General features: G+C 61.5%; 17 protein-coding genes. 6 read left to right on the plus strand and 11 right to left on the minus strand.

The annotated features are described in order from the left end of the window. Window positions 1–32: 32 nt before the first annotated feature. From ACS3QZ_RS03150 to ACS3QZ_RS03170, 5 genes are read right to left on the minus strand one after another with little or no spacing between them, the layout of a single operon-like run. Window positions 33–779, minus strand: coding sequence for an SDR family NAD(P)-dependent oxidoreductase (locus ACS3QZ_RS03150; RefSeq protein ID WP_456036528.1), 747 nt, complete (start codon window positions 777–779; stop codon window positions 33–35). Continuing rightward, window positions 776–1,357: a DUF3833 domain-containing protein gene (locus ACS3QZ_RS03155; protein WP_456036529.1), complete on the minus strand. Its 582-nt coding sequence runs from the start codon at window positions 1,355–1,357 to the stop codon at window positions 776–778. Before ACS3QZ_RS03155 ends, ACS3QZ_RS03150 begins: the two co-directional genes overlap by 4 nt. A gap of 8 nt (window positions 1,358–1,365) precedes the next feature. Further along, on the minus strand, window positions 1,366–2,394 hold the full coding sequence (locus ACS3QZ_RS03160; protein ID WP_456036530.1) for a cyclopropane-fatty-acyl-phospholipid synthase family protein: 1,029 nt from the start codon (window positions 2,392–2,394) through the stop codon (window positions 1,366–1,368). Beyond that, on the minus strand, window positions 2,394–3,146 hold the full coding sequence (locus ACS3QZ_RS03165; protein ID WP_456036531.1) for a DUF1365 domain-containing protein: 753 nt from the start codon (window positions 3,144–3,146) through the stop codon (window positions 2,394–2,396). Before ACS3QZ_RS03165 ends, ACS3QZ_RS03160 begins: the two co-directional genes overlap by 1 nt. Further along, entirely contained in the window at window positions 3,143–4,441 is a 1,299-nt protein-coding gene (locus tag ACS3QZ_RS03170) for an NAD(P)/FAD-dependent oxidoreductase (protein WP_456036532.1), read from the minus strand. The genes ACS3QZ_RS03165 and ACS3QZ_RS03170 overlap by 4 nt, the downstream gene beginning before the upstream one ends. A 93-nt stretch (window positions 4,442–4,534) precedes the next feature. Here ACS3QZ_RS03170 and ACS3QZ_RS03175 point away from each other — a divergent pair, with 93 nt between their 5' ends. The 3 genes from ACS3QZ_RS03175 to ACS3QZ_RS03185 all read left to right on the plus strand — a co-directional run bounded on the left by ACS3QZ_RS03175 (window position 4,535) and on the right by ACS3QZ_RS03185 (window position 7,901). Then, the gene (locus tag ACS3QZ_RS03175; RefSeq protein WP_456036533.1) at window positions 4,535–5,194 is read left to right on the plus strand and encodes a sigma-70 family RNA polymerase sigma factor; all 660 of its coding nucleotides are present in this window, start codon (window positions 4,535–4,537) and stop codon (window positions 5,192–5,194) included. After that, complete coding sequence (locus ACS3QZ_RS03180; RefSeq protein WP_456036534.1) at window positions 5,191–5,829, plus strand: ChrR family anti-sigma-E factor; 639 nt, start codon at window positions 5,191–5,193, stop codon at window positions 5,827–5,829. The genes ACS3QZ_RS03175 and ACS3QZ_RS03180 overlap by 4 nt, the downstream gene beginning before the upstream one ends. A 137-nt stretch (window positions 5,830–5,966) precedes the next feature. Then, on the plus strand, window positions 5,967–7,901 hold the full coding sequence (locus ACS3QZ_RS03185; protein ID WP_456036535.1) for an acyl CoA:acetate/3-ketoacid CoA transferase: 1,935 nt from the start codon (window positions 5,967–5,969) through the stop codon (window positions 7,899–7,901). On the opposite strand, the gene ACS3QZ_RS03190 is transcribed toward ACS3QZ_RS03185, so the two are convergent. The 3 genes from ACS3QZ_RS03190 to ACS3QZ_RS03200 all read right to left on the minus strand — a co-directional run bounded on the left by ACS3QZ_RS03190 (window position 7,898) and on the right by ACS3QZ_RS03200 (window position 11,096). After that, window positions 7,898–8,590 (minus strand): M48 family metallopeptidase, encoded by a 693-nt coding sequence (locus tag ACS3QZ_RS03190; RefSeq protein WP_456036536.1) that lies wholly within the window; start codon window positions 8,588–8,590, stop codon window positions 7,898–7,900. The two genes, ACS3QZ_RS03185 and ACS3QZ_RS03190, sit on opposite strands and share 4 nt — an antisense overlap. 38 nt (window positions 8,591–8,628) lie before the next feature. After that, window positions 8,629–9,777 (minus strand): M24 family metallopeptidase, encoded by a 1,149-nt coding sequence (locus ACS3QZ_RS03195; RefSeq protein ID WP_456036537.1) that lies wholly within the window; start codon window positions 9,775–9,777, stop codon window positions 8,629–8,631. A 134-nt stretch (window positions 9,778–9,911) separates the two neighbouring features. Further along, entirely contained in the window at window positions 9,912–11,096 is a 1,185-nt protein-coding gene (locus ACS3QZ_RS03200; RefSeq protein ID WP_456036538.1) for a vWA domain-containing protein, read from the minus strand. Here ACS3QZ_RS03200 and ACS3QZ_RS03205 point away from each other — a divergent pair. Then, window positions 11,095–11,259, plus strand: a complete 165-nt coding sequence (locus ACS3QZ_RS03205; protein WP_456036539.1) for a hypothetical protein — start codon at window positions 11,095–11,097, stop codon at window positions 11,257–11,259. The genes ACS3QZ_RS03200 and ACS3QZ_RS03205 overlap by 2 nt on opposite strands. A 14-nt stretch (window positions 11,260–11,273) precedes the next feature. On the opposite strand, the gene ACS3QZ_RS03210 is transcribed toward ACS3QZ_RS03205, so the two are convergent. The 3 genes from ACS3QZ_RS03210 to ACS3QZ_RS03220 all read right to left on the minus strand — a co-directional run bounded on the left by ACS3QZ_RS03210 (window position 11,274) and on the right by ACS3QZ_RS03220 (window position 14,073). Continuing rightward, window positions 11,274–12,590, minus strand: coding sequence for a DUF2927 domain-containing protein (locus ACS3QZ_RS03210; RefSeq protein ID WP_456039300.1), 1,317 nt, complete (start codon window positions 12,588–12,590; stop codon window positions 11,274–11,276). 44 nt (window positions 12,591–12,634) lie between these two features. Then, the gene (locus ACS3QZ_RS03215; protein WP_456036540.1) at window positions 12,635–13,087 is read right to left on the minus strand and encodes a GNAT family N-acetyltransferase; all 453 of its coding nucleotides are present in this window, start codon (window positions 13,085–13,087) and stop codon (window positions 12,635–12,637) included. A 146-nt stretch (window positions 13,088–13,233) separates the two neighbouring features. Beyond that, a complete protein-coding gene (locus ACS3QZ_RS03220) occupies window positions 13,234–14,073 on the minus strand; it encodes an AAA family ATPase (protein WP_093093990.1) in 840 nt (279 codons plus the stop codon). Window positions 14,074–14,256: 183 nt separating this feature from the next. Between ACS3QZ_RS03220 and dksA the strand changes: the two genes are divergently transcribed. After that, the gene (gene dksA / locus ACS3QZ_RS03225; protein ID WP_456036541.1) at window positions 14,257–14,679 is read left to right on the plus strand and encodes an RNA polymerase-binding protein DksA; all 423 of its coding nucleotides are present in this window, start codon (window positions 14,257–14,259) and stop codon (window positions 14,677–14,679) included. Window positions 14,680–14,752: 73 nt separating this feature from the next. Beyond that, entirely contained in the window at window positions 14,753–15,937 is a 1,185-nt protein-coding gene (locus ACS3QZ_RS03230) for an FAD-dependent oxidoreductase (RefSeq protein ID WP_456036542.1), read from the plus strand. Window positions 15,938–15,995 lie beyond the last annotated feature (58 nt).

Genomic DNA, 15,995 nt, shown 5'->3' on the forward strand with positions numbered 1-15,995 from the left:
GGTAAAACGTCGGTATTGCGTCGGTATTGGCGTCAGCTTCCGTGGCGAAACAGCGCTTGGAACCACGACAGGGGCAAATACCGCCCGATGGTGAAAAGCCATGAAAAGGGCGCAGGAAACGAGGTTGAGAACCTGCGCGTTTTCATGGCCCGAACACAGTGGTTTGCAGCCTTTTCCGGCGACATGAGCATGGGCATTTCGAAGCTGTTCTTGTCTGTTAGGCGGGTACGGATGAAGCCCGGGTTCAGACATTGAACGCGAACGCCCGTGCCGCGCAGGTCGGCACGGAGGTTCTCGCCCAGATGCATCAGCGCGGCTTTCGACGCCCCATACCCGATCGCGCCGGGCAGGCCGCGATGACCTGCGAGGGAGCCGATGAGGACGATATGACCCTCACCGCGCCGGATCATGGCAGGCACCAGGTTGCCGAGAACGCGCAGCGCACCGGTGAAGTTGACCTGGACCATCTGCTCCACCGCCTCAGTGTCCCAAGACTGCGCCGTCATCGGATCATAGGCCCCGGCACAATAAATCACCCCGTCCGGCAGTCTATTGCCCCGGATAGCTGTCATCCATTTGTCCCGCGCCGAGGACGGGTCGGTGACATCGAGCGGACACGCCTCTGCGCTCGGCAAACGCGCCGCAAGGTCCGAGAGCTTTTCGGCGTTGCGGGCGGACAAGATAAGATGGGCGCCTTCGCGCGAAAGGCCGGTCGCCAGCGCGCGCCCAAGCCCTTCGGATGCGCCGACAATCCAATAGGTTTTTCCATGAAGTTTCATTCGGCGGCGCGCACTGATTGCTGTTCGGACGGATCGGGGCGCATGGTGGCGACGAGTTCCGCGACCTTTATGCCGAATTTGCGCATTTGCGAGCGGTTGATGATGGTGCCGTTCTCGGTGAGATAGAGCCAGTCGGTGACTGACAGCACATGACCGCCGGCTTCTTCGGTAAGGCGAATTCGATAGGTCATGCGAACGGACGCGCCGCTCACGATGCCCTCGGCCGTGCCAATCACGTCATCGGCTGTGGCTGTGAAACGCCCGTTTTCGCCAAGAACCAGCTGCCATTGTCGGGACTGCGTGTTTCCGGTGGAGTAAGTAAAGTGTTCGTCGAGCGTCCCCGATTCACTGGACCAGTTACCCTGCATCCGGGCGACGAAACGGCTGGCCACGTGCCCGAGTGGCCCGTAGATGACGCCTTCGCAGAGGATCGGGCCATTCAAGTGGTTGTTCAGTTCAAAGGCCGGGCTGGAGTCGGCGTAATGCGCAGGGTCCTGCGCGGCAAAGCCGATCTTTGTGCGTCCGATCAGCACGATTGCAACGATCAGTACAACTGCGATTATCCAGAAGAAAGACATGGTCATCCTCATGAGCTACGGGCCGAAGCGCGGTGAGACAGGGCAAGCTGCACCACATCATTCTGGCCGGTTCGGAAGCGCGCGGACCGCGTCGCCAGCGCGAAGCGCCATTCGCGCTGTAACTCCAGATCAAACCCCAGGTGGGACAGGCGCGCCGATTGTGCCGCCAAACGATCCTGCCAGTCCGCCGCGGTACGGGCGTAGCTGTCTGCGAAGGCGAAGCTGTGGCGCACCTGCAGGCCAGCGGCATGGATCATCCCGTTCAGGTGCGCTTGGCTGGGCGTGTTAAGTGTGGCCTGAGGTGCGGTCACCACCTGCAGGACAATGCGCCCACCCTTGGCAAGACGCGAACGGAGAGACGCCAAATAGCGGCCCCAAATGCGGGGCGACAGGCTGTTGAGCTGTTCCAGCGAAACGATATTGTCGTAGATGGCGGTTTCGCGCAGGGGATCCTGACGGCGGATGTCGGCCCGCCCGTCAAGCCGTGCGTCGGCGTACCCTTTTTGGGCGGCCGATTGGGTCAATCCGGTCACCTCATGTCCGACGTTCGCCGCATGTTCGGCCATTGCACCCCAAGCGCACCCAACGTCCAAAAGACGCGTTCCCGGTGCTAGCATGCCCAGTATTCGATCGTGGTTGCGTTTTTGAGCGCGCGCGAGATCCGTGTCGCCAGGCGCAAAAAGTGCGGAGGTGAAACTCATCCCGGGGTCGAGCCAAGGTTGGAAAAACTCGTTGTCCAGGCCATTCGGGATCTTCGGGCTGGCTTGGAACTTTGTCCGGAAGGCATGCGGGTTCGCCAACAGAACATGTGTCAACGCGGGCAGGTCGGGGCTGTCCCAGAGTCCAGCCGAAAAGGTGCGCCCGAGCGAGCGCGATGTGATGGCGGACCAGTCGTAGACATGCATCTCGGCTGCGTTGCTGCCCTGGCCGAAGTCGAACCGATCGCCTTCCGGAGTTGTCAGTCGCAGTGCGCCGTCAGAGATGGAAGCGCAGTTGTTCAGAAATCGGGTCTTGCGGTGTTTGGTGAAGATGGACATCAGGAGATTTCCTCGGACGGAGGGGTCGGGCGGGGGCGCCAGAGGGCGCCCTTGAGTTTGAGTTTCAACGCCTGCCAGTGGATCAGGGCAACGGTGCGGATGGTGCCGAATGGCCGCCGCAGCGTTGCGCCAAGGATGGCTCGGTTGGAGAGGCGGCGACGCGTACCGCAAAGCGTTGCGACGACGCCTTCAGGGCCGTTACGGAACAGGATGCGGATGGCGATCCGGTCCGGTTGGATCGAAAAGGAAAACGTGTAGTCTCCGGCGACGTCCTGAAACGGGGAGACATGCATGCGTTTGGTCGCCCGCGGTGTGTCGGAAGGTGCGATCGGGGCAAATTCGGGCAGGTGGGTCAGGTAGGAGTGGCGGTCCTTGAATGGGGTAGATACTTCGGAGATGACAGCGATGAGATTGTCCCCCTTCATGGCCAGCCAGAAGCTGACCGGGTTGAAGACATGTCCGAGAAAGCCCGGCTGTGTCAGGAGGCGCAACTCGTAGCTGTCCGGTGCAAGACCGCGCAGCTTGAGCGCGTCGCGTGCCCATGCCGCGCCGCGCCCGGCACCGAGCGCGCCGCCATGGGCACGGTCCTGAACCGAGATCAGTCCGGGGCGGTTGCGCCCGAAAAGCCACGGGCCGGCGCTGCTGTCCGGATCAATCAGCACGAAATCCACGCCGTAGCGAAAGCTGTTCCTGATGGAACCACGGCGCGTGTGGGTCGTGACGCCGCGAACGTGTTCGGGCCAGACATTCATGCCAGGAGCCTGTGTGTCTGGTCCATTTCGTCCATCTGACGTACGACGCGGACCGCGCTTGCAAAGCCGTCTTCATGAAAGCCGTGGCGGGTATAGGCGCCAGCGAACCATGTCCTGTTCCGGCCCTGCAGCGCGTGCAACGCGCCTTGCGCCCGTATCGCGTCGGTATCGAAGACCGGGTGGCGGAACGTATTGTGGTCATAGACCATCTCGTCCGGGATCGGATCGGATGGGTTGAGCGAGATAAACATGGGATCGGTTTCCGGAATGCTTTGCAGGCGGTTCATCCAGTAGGTCACGCCAATGGCGGGTTCCGGTTTCGTGGTGTCCGCCTTGTAGACCCAGCTTGACCACACGCTGCGCCGCTTGGGCATCTGGCGGGAATCGCGGTGCAGGAAGATTTCGTTGTCCTGGTATCTGAGCGGTGATAGCGCGGCCCGTTCCGCAGCGTTGGCATCAGACAAAAGGGTGAGGGCCTGGTCGGAATGGCAAGCCATGATTACCTGATCGAACTGTTCGGGTTCGCCAGCGCGGGTCGACACGGATACACCGTCGGGCCCACGTCTGACAGACGTCACCGGCGTTCCGGGACGCAGCGCCGCGCCGCGCCCGCGCAAGTGGTGGGTTAGGCGGCTGACATACTCGATCGAGCCGCCCTTGACCGTCCACCATTGATGTTGCTCGCGCGCGGACAAGAGGGAGTGATTGCGAAAAAAGCGCACCAGTGCCTGCGCTGGGAACTGACGGATGCGATCTGTCGGAGTGGACCAGATGGCCCCGCAAAGTGGTGTGAGGTAATAGCGCTGGAACCATTCCCCGGTGCCCAGTTCATCCATGAGGTCGCCCAACGGTGTCAGATCATCGCGGGCCAGTTCTTCGGCGCAGGCATTGAAACGGAGGATGTCGCGCACCATCCGCAAGAAACCGGGGCGCGCAAGGTTGCGGCGCTGTGCGACCAAAGCTCCGAGCGATTGAACAGAATACTCGACGCGGCCATTGTCAACCGATGCGCCAAAGGTCATGTCCGACTTGATCACCGGAACGTCGAGATCGGAAAACATCCGCGTCAGGTGCGGATAGTTCGCGTAGTTGAACACGATGAACCCTGTATCTACGGGCTGATCCCCATTGCGCCCCGCCATCACGGTGCGAGCGTGCCCTCCAAGGCGCGGCGCCGCTTCGAAAAGCGTGACCGCGTGGTGTGGCGCCAGAAGATATGCCGCGGCGAGACCGGAAATACCGCCGCCAACGATGGCAATGCGCTGCGGCTGAAAGGAAAGGGCGTCGAAAGACATGGAAACTCCGCTCGTTGATCAAGGTGTTTACGGGCCTTATTTCAGGGCAGATCAAAAAATGATCCGGGTTTTTGTTGCGTCCGTAGAGTGGGTATGCTGACACTGAGCCATGACACTAAACCTTTGGAAAATGACGCACCTTCCGCGGCAGCGTGCCGTGCGGTCTCCCGCGGGGAACGTCGGAACGTGACGTTGCCAACTAGTTCATCCTACACGGAGCAGACGTCGTGGATGCTGGCCGTGCGTGACCGTCAGGACAGGGCCGCATTTGGAGCGCTGTTCGATTACTACGCGCCACGTGTGAAAGGCATGCTGATGCGCAAGGGGTGCGGGCATGGTCAGGCCGACGAGATCGTGCAGGATGTCATGCTGACGGTTTGGCGCAAGGCGGCCATGTTCGATCCGCAGCGTGCGCAGGTATCGGCCTGGATTTTCCAGATCGCGCGCAATCGTCATATCGACGTAATCCGTAAGGAAAGTCGTCCCATGCCGGAAGAACTGGCACAGGAGCCGGATGCCGAGCCGGATGCGAGCCAGGTGCTTGGCATGGAGCAGGAAGCGAAACAGTTGAAAGAGGCTTTGGCGCGTCTGAAGCCTGCTCAGCGTGAAATGATCGAGGCGGCCTATCTCGGGGAGTTGTCGCATCGCGAGTTGAGTGAAAAAACCGGTTTGCCCCTCGGGACGATCAAGTCCCGTATCCGGCTGGGTCTGGACAAACTGCGTCACGAGTTAAAAGGAATGCGTGCAGAATGAGCGCGATCAGTCATCATATCCCGGAGCCGCTGATGGCGGCCTATGCCGCGGGCAGCCTGCCGCGCCCCTATGCGCTGGTGGTCGCGACCCATATTTCAATGTGTGACACTTGCCGTGCTACGCTTGAGGCCCACGAGGCAGCGGGCGGGGTGGTGCTTGACGAGATGGTCAAGGCCCCCGTTGAAAAAGACCTCAAGGCAAGTGTGCTGGCGCTTCTGGATGCGCCGTTTGACCCGGAACCGGCGCCGGTCAGGCGATCGGGAGTGTATCCGGGGCCGGTCATGGAGGCTTTGAAGGGGCGTCCGCCACGCTGGAAATCGCTAGGGATGGGCGTGAAGCAATGCATTCTTGAAACGAGCGATGCCGGGTCCGTGCGGCTTTTGCATATTCCCGGGGGGCGGGCGGTGCCGGATCACAGTCACAATGGGCTGGAGCTTACCCTTGTCCTGCAGGGCAGTTTCAGCGATGAGACAGGCCGGTTCGGTGTGGGCGATGTCGAAATCGGGGATGAAGACCTTGAACACACGCCGGTGGCCGATACCGGGCCGCCCTGTATCTGCCTTGCGGCGACCGATGCGCCGCTGCGCTTCAACAGCCTGATACCGCGCATGTTGCAGCCGATATTCAAGATCTAGGTTCGTGAAGCCCCGCCATTTGGCGGGGTTTTCATTTGGGCGGGATCGCCTGATAGGCGCTGCCCGGATCGCGGAGTTCTACGGGATTGCTTTACGCGGCGGACTTGGCAAGGCTGGGGTCTGGAGGAACCCGCACCATGCCCAACAAGATCATTTCAGCCGAGGCCGCCGCGCGGCTGGTTTCGGATGGGGACACCATCACCACATCAGGTTTTGTCGGTATCGGCGTGCCCGAGGCGCTTCTCAAGGCGCTGGAGGCACGATTTGTGGACAGCGGTGCGCCACGCGACCTGACGTTGATGTTTGCAGCCGGACAGGGCGATGGCAAGGAGCGTGGGTTGAACCGTCTTGGGCACAAGGGGCTGCTCAGGCGGGTGATTGGCGGGCATTGGGGGTTGATCCCCAAGGTCGCCGCACTGGCCGTTGCGGGTGAAATCGAGGGCTGGAACCTGCCGCAGGGCGTGATCAGTCACATGTTCCGTGACATCGCGGCGGGCAAGCCCGGCACGCTGACCCATGTAGGGCTTGAGACCTTCGTCGATCCACGATTGCAGGGTGGAAGGGTCAATGACATCAGCACCGAAGAGGTGGTGCGGCTGATGGATGTGGGCGGTGAAGAGGCTTTGTTTTATGCGGCGCGGCCCATCCAGGTGGCATTGTTGCGGGGGTCTACCGCCGATCCGGCAGGCAATGTCACGATGGAGCGGGAGGCCCTGACCATCGACAATCTGGCCCAGGCGATGGCCGTCAAGAACTCGGGCGGGGTGGTCATCGTGCAGGTCGAGCGGATCGCGGCGCGTGGGGCGCTCAACCCACGGGACGTGGAAATTCCCGGTGCGCTTGTCGATGCGGTGGTCGTGGCATCGCCCGAAGACCACATGCAGACCTATGCCACACCTTACAATCATGCATTTGCCGGGGAGTTCCGCGTCGAGGGCGATGGCGCAGGCGACATGCCGCTGACCGCGCGCAAGATCATTGCGCGGCGTGCCGCCTTTGAATTGCCGGTCGGGGGGATCGTGAACCTCGGGATCGGCATGCCCGAAGGGGTGGCCGCCGTTGCCAGCGAAGAAAAACTACTCGATCACCTGACGTTGACGGCAGAACCGGGTGTGATCGGCGGTCAGCCTGCTTCGGGATTGGATTTCGGGGCGGCCATCAATACCGACGCCATCGTCGCACAAAACCAGCAGTTTGATCTTTATGATGGGGGCGGGCTGGACCTGGCCATTCTGGGCATGGCCGAGGTTGGTGCAGACGGTGCGGTGAACGTGTCACGTTTTGGGCCGCGGCTGGCCGGTGCCGGCGGTTTCATCAACATTAGTCAAAACGCGCAAGCCGTTGTGTTCGCGGGTACGTTCACCTCCGTGGGTCTGGATGTTGGCGTCAAGGATGGAGCACTTGAAATCCGGAGCGAAGGCAAGGTTGCAAAGTTTCTTGAACAGGTCGAGCAGGTCACGTTTTCAGGGGCGCGGGCGGCCCGGCTGGGCAAGCCCGTACTCTATGTGACCGAGCGCTGTGTCTTTTCGCTGAAGCCTGAAGGGGTGGAACTGACCGAGGTTGCGCCGGGCATGGATATCGAGCGCGACATCCTTGATCACATGGGCTTTCGCCCCATCCTGCGCGATCCGGTGGAGATGGATGCGCGGATCTTCAAATCCGAGCCGATGGAACTGCGTGTGGACCTGTTGCATCTCGATCTGGCGGACCGTATCGCGCTTGATGGGGCAGCGCGGGTCCTGTTCATCAATTTCGGCAAGTTGCGCTTGAGGTCACTCAGGGAGGTCGAGATGATCCGCCGCCGTGTAGAAGAGGTATGTGGACCGCTTGGGCATCGTGTGGACGTGATTGCCAACTATGACGGGGCGCGGATCGACCCGGAGGTTGAAGACGCCTATGGCGCCATGGTGAACGCATTGGAAGACAGGTTTTACGGGCAGGTCACGCGGTATTCCAGCTCTGCTTTCATGCGAATGAAGCTGGGCGACGTGTTCGAGCGCGGCCGGGGGGCGCATATCTTCGAAACGGCGGAAGAGGCGCGCAGCTTTCTCGGGAACGGGACACAGGGCTAGGGCGTGGAGAGGCCCCATTTCCGTTCGAGTTCCTCTATCGCGGCAATGCGTTCGGGGGTTTTCGGATGGCTCAGCAACCATGCGGGCATCGGGGCGGCGCCGGATTGGGTCAGGTCTTCCAGTTTGCGAAACAAGGACTTCTGTGGCCCGGTGCCGATACCCGACTTGGTCAAAAGAGCGGCGGCATAGCTGTCGGCTTCGTATTCGTCACCACGTGAGAGACGCGCCATCAGAAGTGACATGACAGAGTTCGCGATCAGCGGGCCGATGCCGGGCAGGAAGCGGGAGAGCACCATGGCAAGCGCGGTGCGCAGGGCGTTCTGGCCGGAAAAGTCGATCATGCGGCGCCGGGAATGACCCAGCGCGACATGGCCCAATTCATGGGCGATGACGCTGGCAAGTTCGGGTGCGGTGACCTCTCCGGCGCGATATCTGTTGTAAAATCCACGGGTTATGAAAATGCGCCCGTCCGGGGCGGCGAGGCCATTCACCGGTTCGATCTCGTAGATATGCACACGGATGCGGGGCAGATCGAGCGCCTGGGCCATTTGCCTGATCAGGGGAACCAGTTGCGGGTCGGCCAGCTCTGTGGAGCGCGCATCGAGTTCGCGGGCAGTGCGCCACGCAGAGAAGCGGAACAGGAGCAGGCCATAGACGATGGCAATCAGGATCGGGGCAAAGCGCAACATGCTCCAGATATGGGGTATGATAAGGCGCGGAGCAAGCGCTAGCAGGTGACCAGGTCGGGGGTATGGCGGCTGAGCCGTTCACAGCCATCGGCGCGCACCAGAACCGAATGGCCCAGGCACATGGCATTGCCCGAATTCGCGTCCATCAGTATCATGTGCAGGAAAAAGACTTGATTTTCCAACATGATGGTGGGGTTTCCTTCGTAAAACATCGGGAAGTCGACCCAGATCGGCGCAAAGACCGCCCCCATGCCATAACCGCAGGCGTTGAGGCGGGCATGGTGCAAACCATGGGCGTCGAACACGTTTGCGTGGGCCTCGAAGACATCGCCCATGGGGGCGCCGGGGCGGATGGCGGCTTCGCAGGCGTTCAGGGCTTCTTCGGCAGCAGCGTGCATCTTGCGATGCTGGTCGGTGGGCGTTCCGATGATCAGGGTTTGCATCATCGCGGCATGGTACCGGGCGTATGCGCCGGACCATTCGATTGTCATTTGGTCATTTTTATCAAGATGTTGGCGGCCAGACTTGGAGCGACAGAGAAGGGCGGCGGGACCGGACCCGAGGATGAACTCATTGCCCGCATAATCGCCACCGCCAGCAAGAACGGCGCCCTGCATTGCGGCAAGGATGTCACCCTCGAACGCGCCGGGTTTCGTCAGGGCAATTGCGGCATCCAAAGCGTCATCAGACAGGGCGGCGGCGCGGCGATGCATGGCAACCTCGGCATCGGATTTGTGGCGGCGCAGATCGGGGAAAATGTCGGATGCGTCCTGCAAATCGAGCAGGGATGCGCGCAAGCGCTGGCCCCAATAATCGGTCAGGCCAGCGGTGCGGGATTCAACACCAAGCGTGCCCGATCTGACCCCGAGGTCGTCGAGAAGTCGCGATAAATACTCAATAGGATCAACACCTTCCCGATCAATCCAAACGTGGATTTCATCCGGGGCAAGGGTTGATGTTTGCAGGGCCTGCAGACGATCCGGAGCGCGGGTCAGGAGGTGAGTTTCACCCTTCGACGTCATGACCATGCATTGAAACATGGCAAATCCGAACGTGTCATAGCCTGTCAGCCAATAGTGGCTTTCCGGGGCAAAGAGCAGGATTGCGTCGAGACCGTTTTCGGTCAAAGCCGAGCGGGCGCGGGACTGCCGGGAGGTGTATTCTTCTTCGCTGAAGTGATGCGGCATTGCTGGGGCTCCTGTGGTTGGAACCACTGAAACCGCAGCGCGCGTTTGGAGCAAGAAAAACCGCAAAAAACCGCGATCGGTAACACGTCGGTATCGTGTCGGTATTACGTCGGTATTGTTATCGGATCAAAGGGTTAGCGCGTCAGGTCGCGCATACCCTGTTCCAGCCCCTGCAAGGTCATCGGGACCATGCGGTCTTCGAATATCTCGCGGATCATCTGGATTGAGCGGGTATAGCCCCAGTGCTTTTCCGGGATCGGGTTGATCCAGAGGTTCGAGTTCCACTGAGCCCGCGCACGTTCCAGCCAGACCTGACCGGGTTCCGCGTTCCAGTGTTCATTGGCACCGCCGGGATAGGCGATCTCGTAGGGAGACATGGAGGCGTCACCAACGAAGATGCATTTGTAATCCGGGCCGTAGGTGCGCAGAACTTCGTGTGTCGGGGTTTGGGCATTCCAGCGGCGCCGGTTGTCGCGCCACACGCCCTCGTAAAGGCAGTTGTGGAAGTAGAAGTATTCGAGGTGCTTGAATTCCGCTCGCGCGGCCGAGAACAGCTCTTCGACCACCTTGATGTAGGGGTCCATCGAACCGCCGACGTCGAGAAACAGAAGGACCTTGACCGCATTGTGCCGCTCGGGGCGGGTTTTCACGTCGAGGTAACCGTGTTCGGCGGTGGCGCGGATGGTGCCGTTAAGGTCGAGTTCTTCGTTGGCGCCTTCGCGCGCCCAGCGGCGCAGGCGTTTGAGCGCCACCTTGATATTGCGGGTGCCCAGTTCGACGGTGTCGTCGAAGTTCCTGAACTCGCGCTTGTCCCAGACCTTGACCGCGCGCTGGTGGCGGCTTTCTTTCTGGCCGATGCGCACGCCCTCGGGATTGTAGCCATAGGCGCCGAAGGGCGAAGTGCCCGCGGTGCCGATCCACTTGTTGCCGCCCTGGTGGCGGCCTTCCTGTTCCTTGAGCCGCTCTTTGAGGGTTTCCATGAGCTTGTCGAACCCGCCAAGCGATTCAATCTCGGCCATTTCCTCGGGGGACAGGTGTTTCTCGGCCATCTTGCGCAGCCATTCCTCGGGAATGTCGACGGCTTCGAGAACCTGCTCCATGGTGATCTCGCCAAGGCCCTCGAACGTTGCGGCAAAGGCGCGGTCGAACTTGTCGATATTGCGCTCATCCTTCACCATGATGGTGCGAGCAAGGTAATAGAACGCCTCGACATCATAGGTGGCCAACCCGGCGCGCAAGCCTTCGAGGAACCCCAGAAACTCGCGCAGCGAGACAGGCACGCCACCGGATCGTAGGTTTTCGAAGAAGCGCAGGAACATGGGTTTACACACTCATCCGGTGAATGAAGATGGTCACGAAGAGGCCAAGGATCGCGAAAGCGATGGCATAGATCGCAGCATATTGAAGGATATCAAGCCGTTTGCCGCCGCGTTTTTTGGCAAGGCCACCGCCGATTATGGCCCCGAGAAGGGCTCCGATTAGTACGAACATGCGCCTCAGAATCTCCTGTTCAGCGGACTGAGCGCGGATATTTCACGCAGCTTGGAGCGTACCGCCCAATCCGGACCAAATCCGTAACGTGCCCAGCCCAGACTGTCCAGCCGCACGGCGCCGGCCTCGTCCAGCTTGCCCTGCACATCAAGCGCCTCGGCGCGCAAAAGCATGAGTGTTGAAAGCAGGGCCGCGTTTTCGTATTGCGCGGCGGGCGGGAGCTGGGGGGCGATCAGGTTGAGCGCCTCTTGGGTGCGCCCAGACGAGAGCGCATGTGCGGCCAGTTGCGTGGCGACGAAAGCGCGGTGCGGTCCGAACTGGGTCACGCGGGCATAGGCGCGGTCTGCGCTGAGGAAATGGGCGTGGGCGGCGTTGCCGTCCTGGGACTGCATGAGGCGACCAAGCGCGTAGTGGGAGAAGCCGAGACGGTGATCCTGCCAGCCCTGCTGCTGGGCGATCTGCAGGGCGCGGCGCGCTGCCGCGCGGCGGTTGGCGGGCGGTGTGCCGGGGCCAAGCGCGGTTTGCACGGCGTCGATCCATGCGCGGGGCGTGGAAGGAAGGTAGCGCGACGACAGGTGTTCACCGCGCGGGTTGATGCGCGCAAGGATGGCGGGCAGACGGGCGGCGACCTGATCGCGGGTCATGCCGTTTTTCAGGGAGGGGTCGTAATAGGCGCGCAGGACCGTCATGTCGAAACCGGTCAGAACGGCGTGGATGTTGTCATCGTTGAAGACGCTGTCGGGCAGGCGATAAAGGTCGTTGAGAGGGCCAAGCGCCTGCGCCAGTTCCTCGTGCAGACAATCGCGGGTTTCCTGCGGGCTGGCGTCGTTGGGCACGAAAATCGCGATTTTTTCTCGGCTTTCCAGTAGAGCCCAGTTGGTCGAGGCGTTGCGCCGGGCCGAGCGGTATTGCGACAGGCTGGAGATATTGGGGACCACGAAACAGGCCGCCTGGGGCAGGGCCTTGCGGATCTCGCGGCGCGATACGGCCTGAATGGTGATTTTGGCAGAGGCGTCTCGCACGAGGCGGATGTCGATACGCGCCTCGGTCCGCAGACGCGTGATCAGGCGCTGGAGGTCGGGCATCATGGCGGGCGGGGCCTTGCCGGTGACGCGCAGGGTGATCGGGCCTTCAAAGCGGGTGAGGGTGTCAAGGCTGCGCCCGCTTTCCAGTTCGAAGCTGAGATCAAGGAAGTCGCGGGCAATGTCGCGATTGGAGCGCGCGGGCGGCGCCGGCTGGGGCGTCGCGAAGCTCTTCATCGGGGGCAGGGTCGTGTCCGAGATGGCGGCACGGGTGGGCGTGTCGACATTGCCGGTGGACATGCAGGCGCCAAGGGTCAGCAGGACCGGGAAAAGAAAGCGCAGCTTCACGGGCGGTTGTACCGGATGAAGGGGGTGAGTTTGCCCACGCGGTCATAAAGCTGGCGGGCGGTGGTATTGAAATCCTGCGTCAGCCAATAGACCGACGGTGCGCCCTCGGCATCGGCGGCGGCATAGACAGCCTCGATCAGTTTGCGGCCGATACCCGTACCGCGCACTTCAGGATCGGCGTATAAGTCCTGAAGATAACATGTATTTTCGATCTTCCATGCGTGGCGGTGGAACAGGAAGTGGGTGAGCCCGACAAGCGTGCCATCCTGTTCCGCAACGAGGCAGTTGAAATCCTGCGGGTCGTCGCCCAGAAGGCGGGCAAAGGTGGCGGCGTAGACCTCTTCCGGCACGGTGGTTTCGTAATAGGCGAGGTAGCCGGTCCACAGGCGGCGCCAGTCGGATTCGTCAGCATGGGTCAGCGGGCGAATCTTGGTCTGGGGGTCGGCCATGTCGCATTCCTTGTGCTCGGGTAAGTCAGCCTAGCATATGGGGGCTTTGGGGCAAGATTTTGGAGCAGGTTCGGCAGTTGCGCGGTGAAGGCGCGGTGGCCTCGGGGCATATCGCGCCCCGAAGATGCGATCCTGCTACGTGGACCCTAGCGCCCGGACCGCGCCATGAACGCGAGGCGTTCGAATAGATGCACGTCCTGCTCGTTCTTGAGCAGGGCCCCGTGCAGTTTGGGCAGGGCATTCACGCCGTCGCGCTTGAGATCCGCAGGGTCCATATCCTCGGCCAGCAGCAGTTTCAGCCAGTCCAGAACTTCGGAGGTCGAGGGCTTTTTCTTGAGCCCCGCCATGTCGCGGATTTCGTAGAATTGGGTGAGCGCGGTGGTCAGCAGCTGTTCCTTGATACCCGGATGATGCACCTCGACGATTTTTTTCATCGTGTCGGCATCGGGGAATCGGATGTAGTGGAAGAAACAGCGGCGCAGGAAGGCGTCGGGAAGTTCTTTTTCATTGTTCGAGGTGATGATCATGATCGGGCGTTGCTTGGCCCGGATGGTCTGACCGGTTTCGTAGACGTGGAACTCCATCTTGTCGAGTTCCTGCAAGAGGTCGTTGGGGAATTCGATATCCGCCTTGTCGATCTCGTCGATCAACAGAACAACCTTTTCATCCGACTCAAAGGCTTCCCAAAGCTTACCGCGCTTGATGTAGTTGGAAATGTCATGCACCCGCTCGTCGCCAAGCTGGCTGTCGCGCAGGCGAGAAACCGCATCATATTCATAGAGCCCCTGCTGCGCCTTGGTCGTGGATTTGATGTTCCACTCGATCATGCGCAGCCCGAGCGCGTCTGCCACCTGGCGGGCCAATTCGGTCTTGCCGGTGCCCGGTTCGCCCTTGACCAGAAGGGGGCGTTCCAGCGCCACGGCCGCGTTGACGGCCACCGTGAGGTCCTCGGTTGCCACGTATTCCTTGGTGCCTTCGAATTTCATGAAGTTTCCCCGCGCGTTCGCTAATTCGAGCGGCACCCTACATTAGACATATTTTGTCCGCAATGCGGGGTTAAGAGGTAGTGACAATCCCACGGCGAACGAGTATTGGCAGGCGCAGAGAAGGGGGGTCCGATGTCTGAGAATTCTACCGCAATGGACGTTGACCACGATGAGGGAGCAGAAATGAAAGCAGAATTTTTCCTGCCCGACGATTATCGTCCCGCAGAAGACGAACCATTCATGAACGAACGCCAGGTGGAATATTTCCGCCGCAAATTGCTGGCCTGGCGCGAAGAGCTGCTGGCAGGCAGCCGGGACACGATCGAAGGATTGCAGGACAGCACCCGCAATATCCCCGACGTGGCCGACCGCGCCAGCGAAGAGACCGACCGGGCGCTGGAACTGCGCACCCGGGACCGTCAGCGCAAACTGGTGCTCAAGATCGACTCGGCCCTGCGCCGGATCGACGAGGGCGAGTATGGCTATTGTGAAGTGACCGGCGAGCCGATCAGCCTCAAGCGGCTGGACGCACGTCCGATCGCAACCATGAGCCTTGAGGCGCAGGAACGTCATGAACGGCGCGAAAAAGTGCACCGCGACGACTAAACCGCAGGGCATGAAGAAAAAAAACATCGCGCCGGGGCTTTTGTCCCGGCGTTTTTCGTTTCATAGGTCGCGCATGGAATTGAACGACTTGAAAACCAAGGTGATCGGCGCCGGGATCGGCGGTCTGACCGCGGCGTTGACCCTGCACCGGCAGGGCGCGCGGGTCAGCGTGCTGGAACAGGCCGACGCGATCACCGAAGTCGGGGCCGGATTGCAGGTCAGCCCGAACGGTGTGGCGGTGCTGCGCAAGCTGGGGCTGGAAGAACGGCTAGCGGAAAAAGCGGTGCGCGCGCAGGCGGTCGAACTGCGCGACTATGCCGGGGGACGTCTGGTCACGCGGCTGGACCTGGGACGCCTTGGAGAGGCCGCCGGGTATTACTTTGTGCATCGTGCCGACCTGATCGACCTGTTGGCGGACGCCGTACGCGATGCCGGAATCAAGGTTTTCCTGTTGCAGAAAGTGCAGGACATCCTGCCCGGAGACGCGCCGGTGGCGCATCTGGCAAATGGCTCCGAAGTGAAGGCGTCGTTGCTGGTGGGGGCCGACGGGTTGCACAGCAGGGCGCGCGCGGCCCTGAATGGCACGGTGGCACCGTTTTTCACGCGACAGGTCGCCTGGCGGGCGACAGTGCCCAATACGATGGGGCACGGCCCCGTGGCGCAGGTGCATATGGGACCGCACCGTCACGTGGTCAGCTATCCTCTGCGCGGCGGCGAACTGGTGAATATCGTGGCGGTTCAGGAACGGGCCGCTTGGGCCGAGGAAGGCTGGCATATCGCGGACGACCCGGACAACCTGCGCGCGGTGTTTGCCGATTTCGGCGGGGATGTGCCTGCGCTTCTGGAAGCGGTGGAACATGTGCGGCGCTGGGGATTGTTCCGGCATCCGGTGGCCCCTGTCTGGCAACGTGGCAATGTTGCCCTGCTTGGAGACGCGGCGCATCCGACCCTGCCTTTCATGGCGCAGGGCGCAGTGATGGCAATGGAGGATGCCTGGGTTCTGGCCGAGGAACTGGCTGCAGCGCAAGACGTGCCGTCAGGCCTCGTCGCCTATCAGCGCCGTCGCGAAGGGCGGGTGCGCAAGGTGGTCGACACTGCTTCAAAGAACGCTTGGAAATACCACCTGAGTACACCACCCTTGCGGGCGGCGGCGCATTTGGGGTTGCGCCTGGGATCGGCACTCGCGCCGGGGCGGATGATGGCGCAATACGACTGGATCTATCGCCACGATGTCACCTCGGAGCGCGCTGGGGCCTGACCCAGTGGCGTGCCTGCGGCACACAGGTTTGCGCCTTGAGGGGCCGTTGGCCCCACAA

Source organism: Shimia sp. W99 (assembly GCF_053851455.3).

What these genes read in the sequence shown, in the direction of transcription:
- ACS3QZ_RS03185 (WP_456036535.1), top strand. Translation starts at nt 5,967, where the DNA reads ATGCCCAACAAGATCATTTCAGCCGAGGCCGCCGCGCGGCTGGTTTCG.
- ACS3QZ_RS03230 (WP_456036542.1), top strand. Translation starts at nt 14,753, where the DNA reads ATGGAATTGAACGACTTGAAAACCAAGGTGATCGGCGCCGGGATCGGC.
- ACS3QZ_RS03175 (WP_456036533.1), top strand. Translation starts at nt 4,535, where the DNA reads ATGCTGACACTGAGCCATGACACTAAACCTTTGGAAAATGACGCACCT.
- ACS3QZ_RS03160 (WP_456036530.1), bottom strand. Translation starts at nt 2,394, where the DNA reads ATGTCCATCTTCACCAAACACCGCAAGACCCGATTTCTGAACAACTGC.
- dksA (WP_456036541.1), top strand. Translation starts at nt 14,257, where the DNA reads ATGAAAGCAGAATTTTTCCTGCCCGACGATTATCGTCCCGCAGAAGAC.
- ACS3QZ_RS03170 (WP_456036532.1), bottom strand. Translation starts at nt 4,441, where the DNA reads ATGTCTTTCGACGCCCTTTCCTTTCAGCCGCAGCGCATTGCCATCGTT.
- ACS3QZ_RS03180 (WP_456036534.1), top strand. Translation starts at nt 5,191, where the DNA reads ATGAGCGCGATCAGTCATCATATCCCGGAGCCGCTGATGGCGGCCTAT.
- ACS3QZ_RS03190 (WP_456036536.1), bottom strand. Translation starts at nt 8,590, where the DNA reads ATGTTGCGCTTTGCCCCGATCCTGATTGCCATCGTCTATGGCCTGCTC.
- ACS3QZ_RS03150 (WP_456036528.1), bottom strand. Translation starts at nt 779, where the DNA reads ATGAAACTTCATGGAAAAACCTATTGGATTGTCGGCGCATCCGAAGGG.
- ACS3QZ_RS03155 (WP_456036529.1), bottom strand. Translation starts at nt 1,357, where the DNA reads ATGTCTTTCTTCTGGATAATCGCAGTTGTACTGATCGTTGCAATCGTG.
- ACS3QZ_RS03205 (WP_456036539.1), top strand. Translation starts at nt 11,095, where the DNA reads ATGGGTTTACACACTCATCCGGTGAATGAAGATGGTCACGAAGAGGCC.
- ACS3QZ_RS03165 (WP_456036531.1), bottom strand. Translation starts at nt 3,146, where the DNA reads ATGAATGTCTGGCCCGAACACGTTCGCGGCGTCACGACCCACACGCGC.
- ACS3QZ_RS03200 (WP_456036538.1), bottom strand. Translation starts at nt 11,096, where the DNA reads ATGTTCCTGCGCTTCTTCGAAAACCTACGATCCGGTGGCGTGCCTGTC.
- ACS3QZ_RS03220 (WP_093093990.1), bottom strand. Translation starts at nt 14,073, where the DNA reads ATGAAATTCGAAGGCACCAAGGAATACGTGGCAACCGAGGACCTCACG.
- ACS3QZ_RS03195 (WP_456036537.1), bottom strand. Translation starts at nt 9,777, where the DNA reads ATGCCGCATCACTTCAGCGAAGAAGAATACACCTCCCGGCAGTCCCGC.
- ACS3QZ_RS03210 (WP_456039300.1), bottom strand. Translation starts at nt 12,590, where the DNA reads ATGTCCACCGGCAATGTCGACACGCCCACCCGTGCCGCCATCTCGGAC.
- ACS3QZ_RS03215 (WP_456036540.1), bottom strand. Translation starts at nt 13,087, where the DNA reads ATGGCCGACCCCCAGACCAAGATTCGCCCGCTGACCCATGCTGACGAA.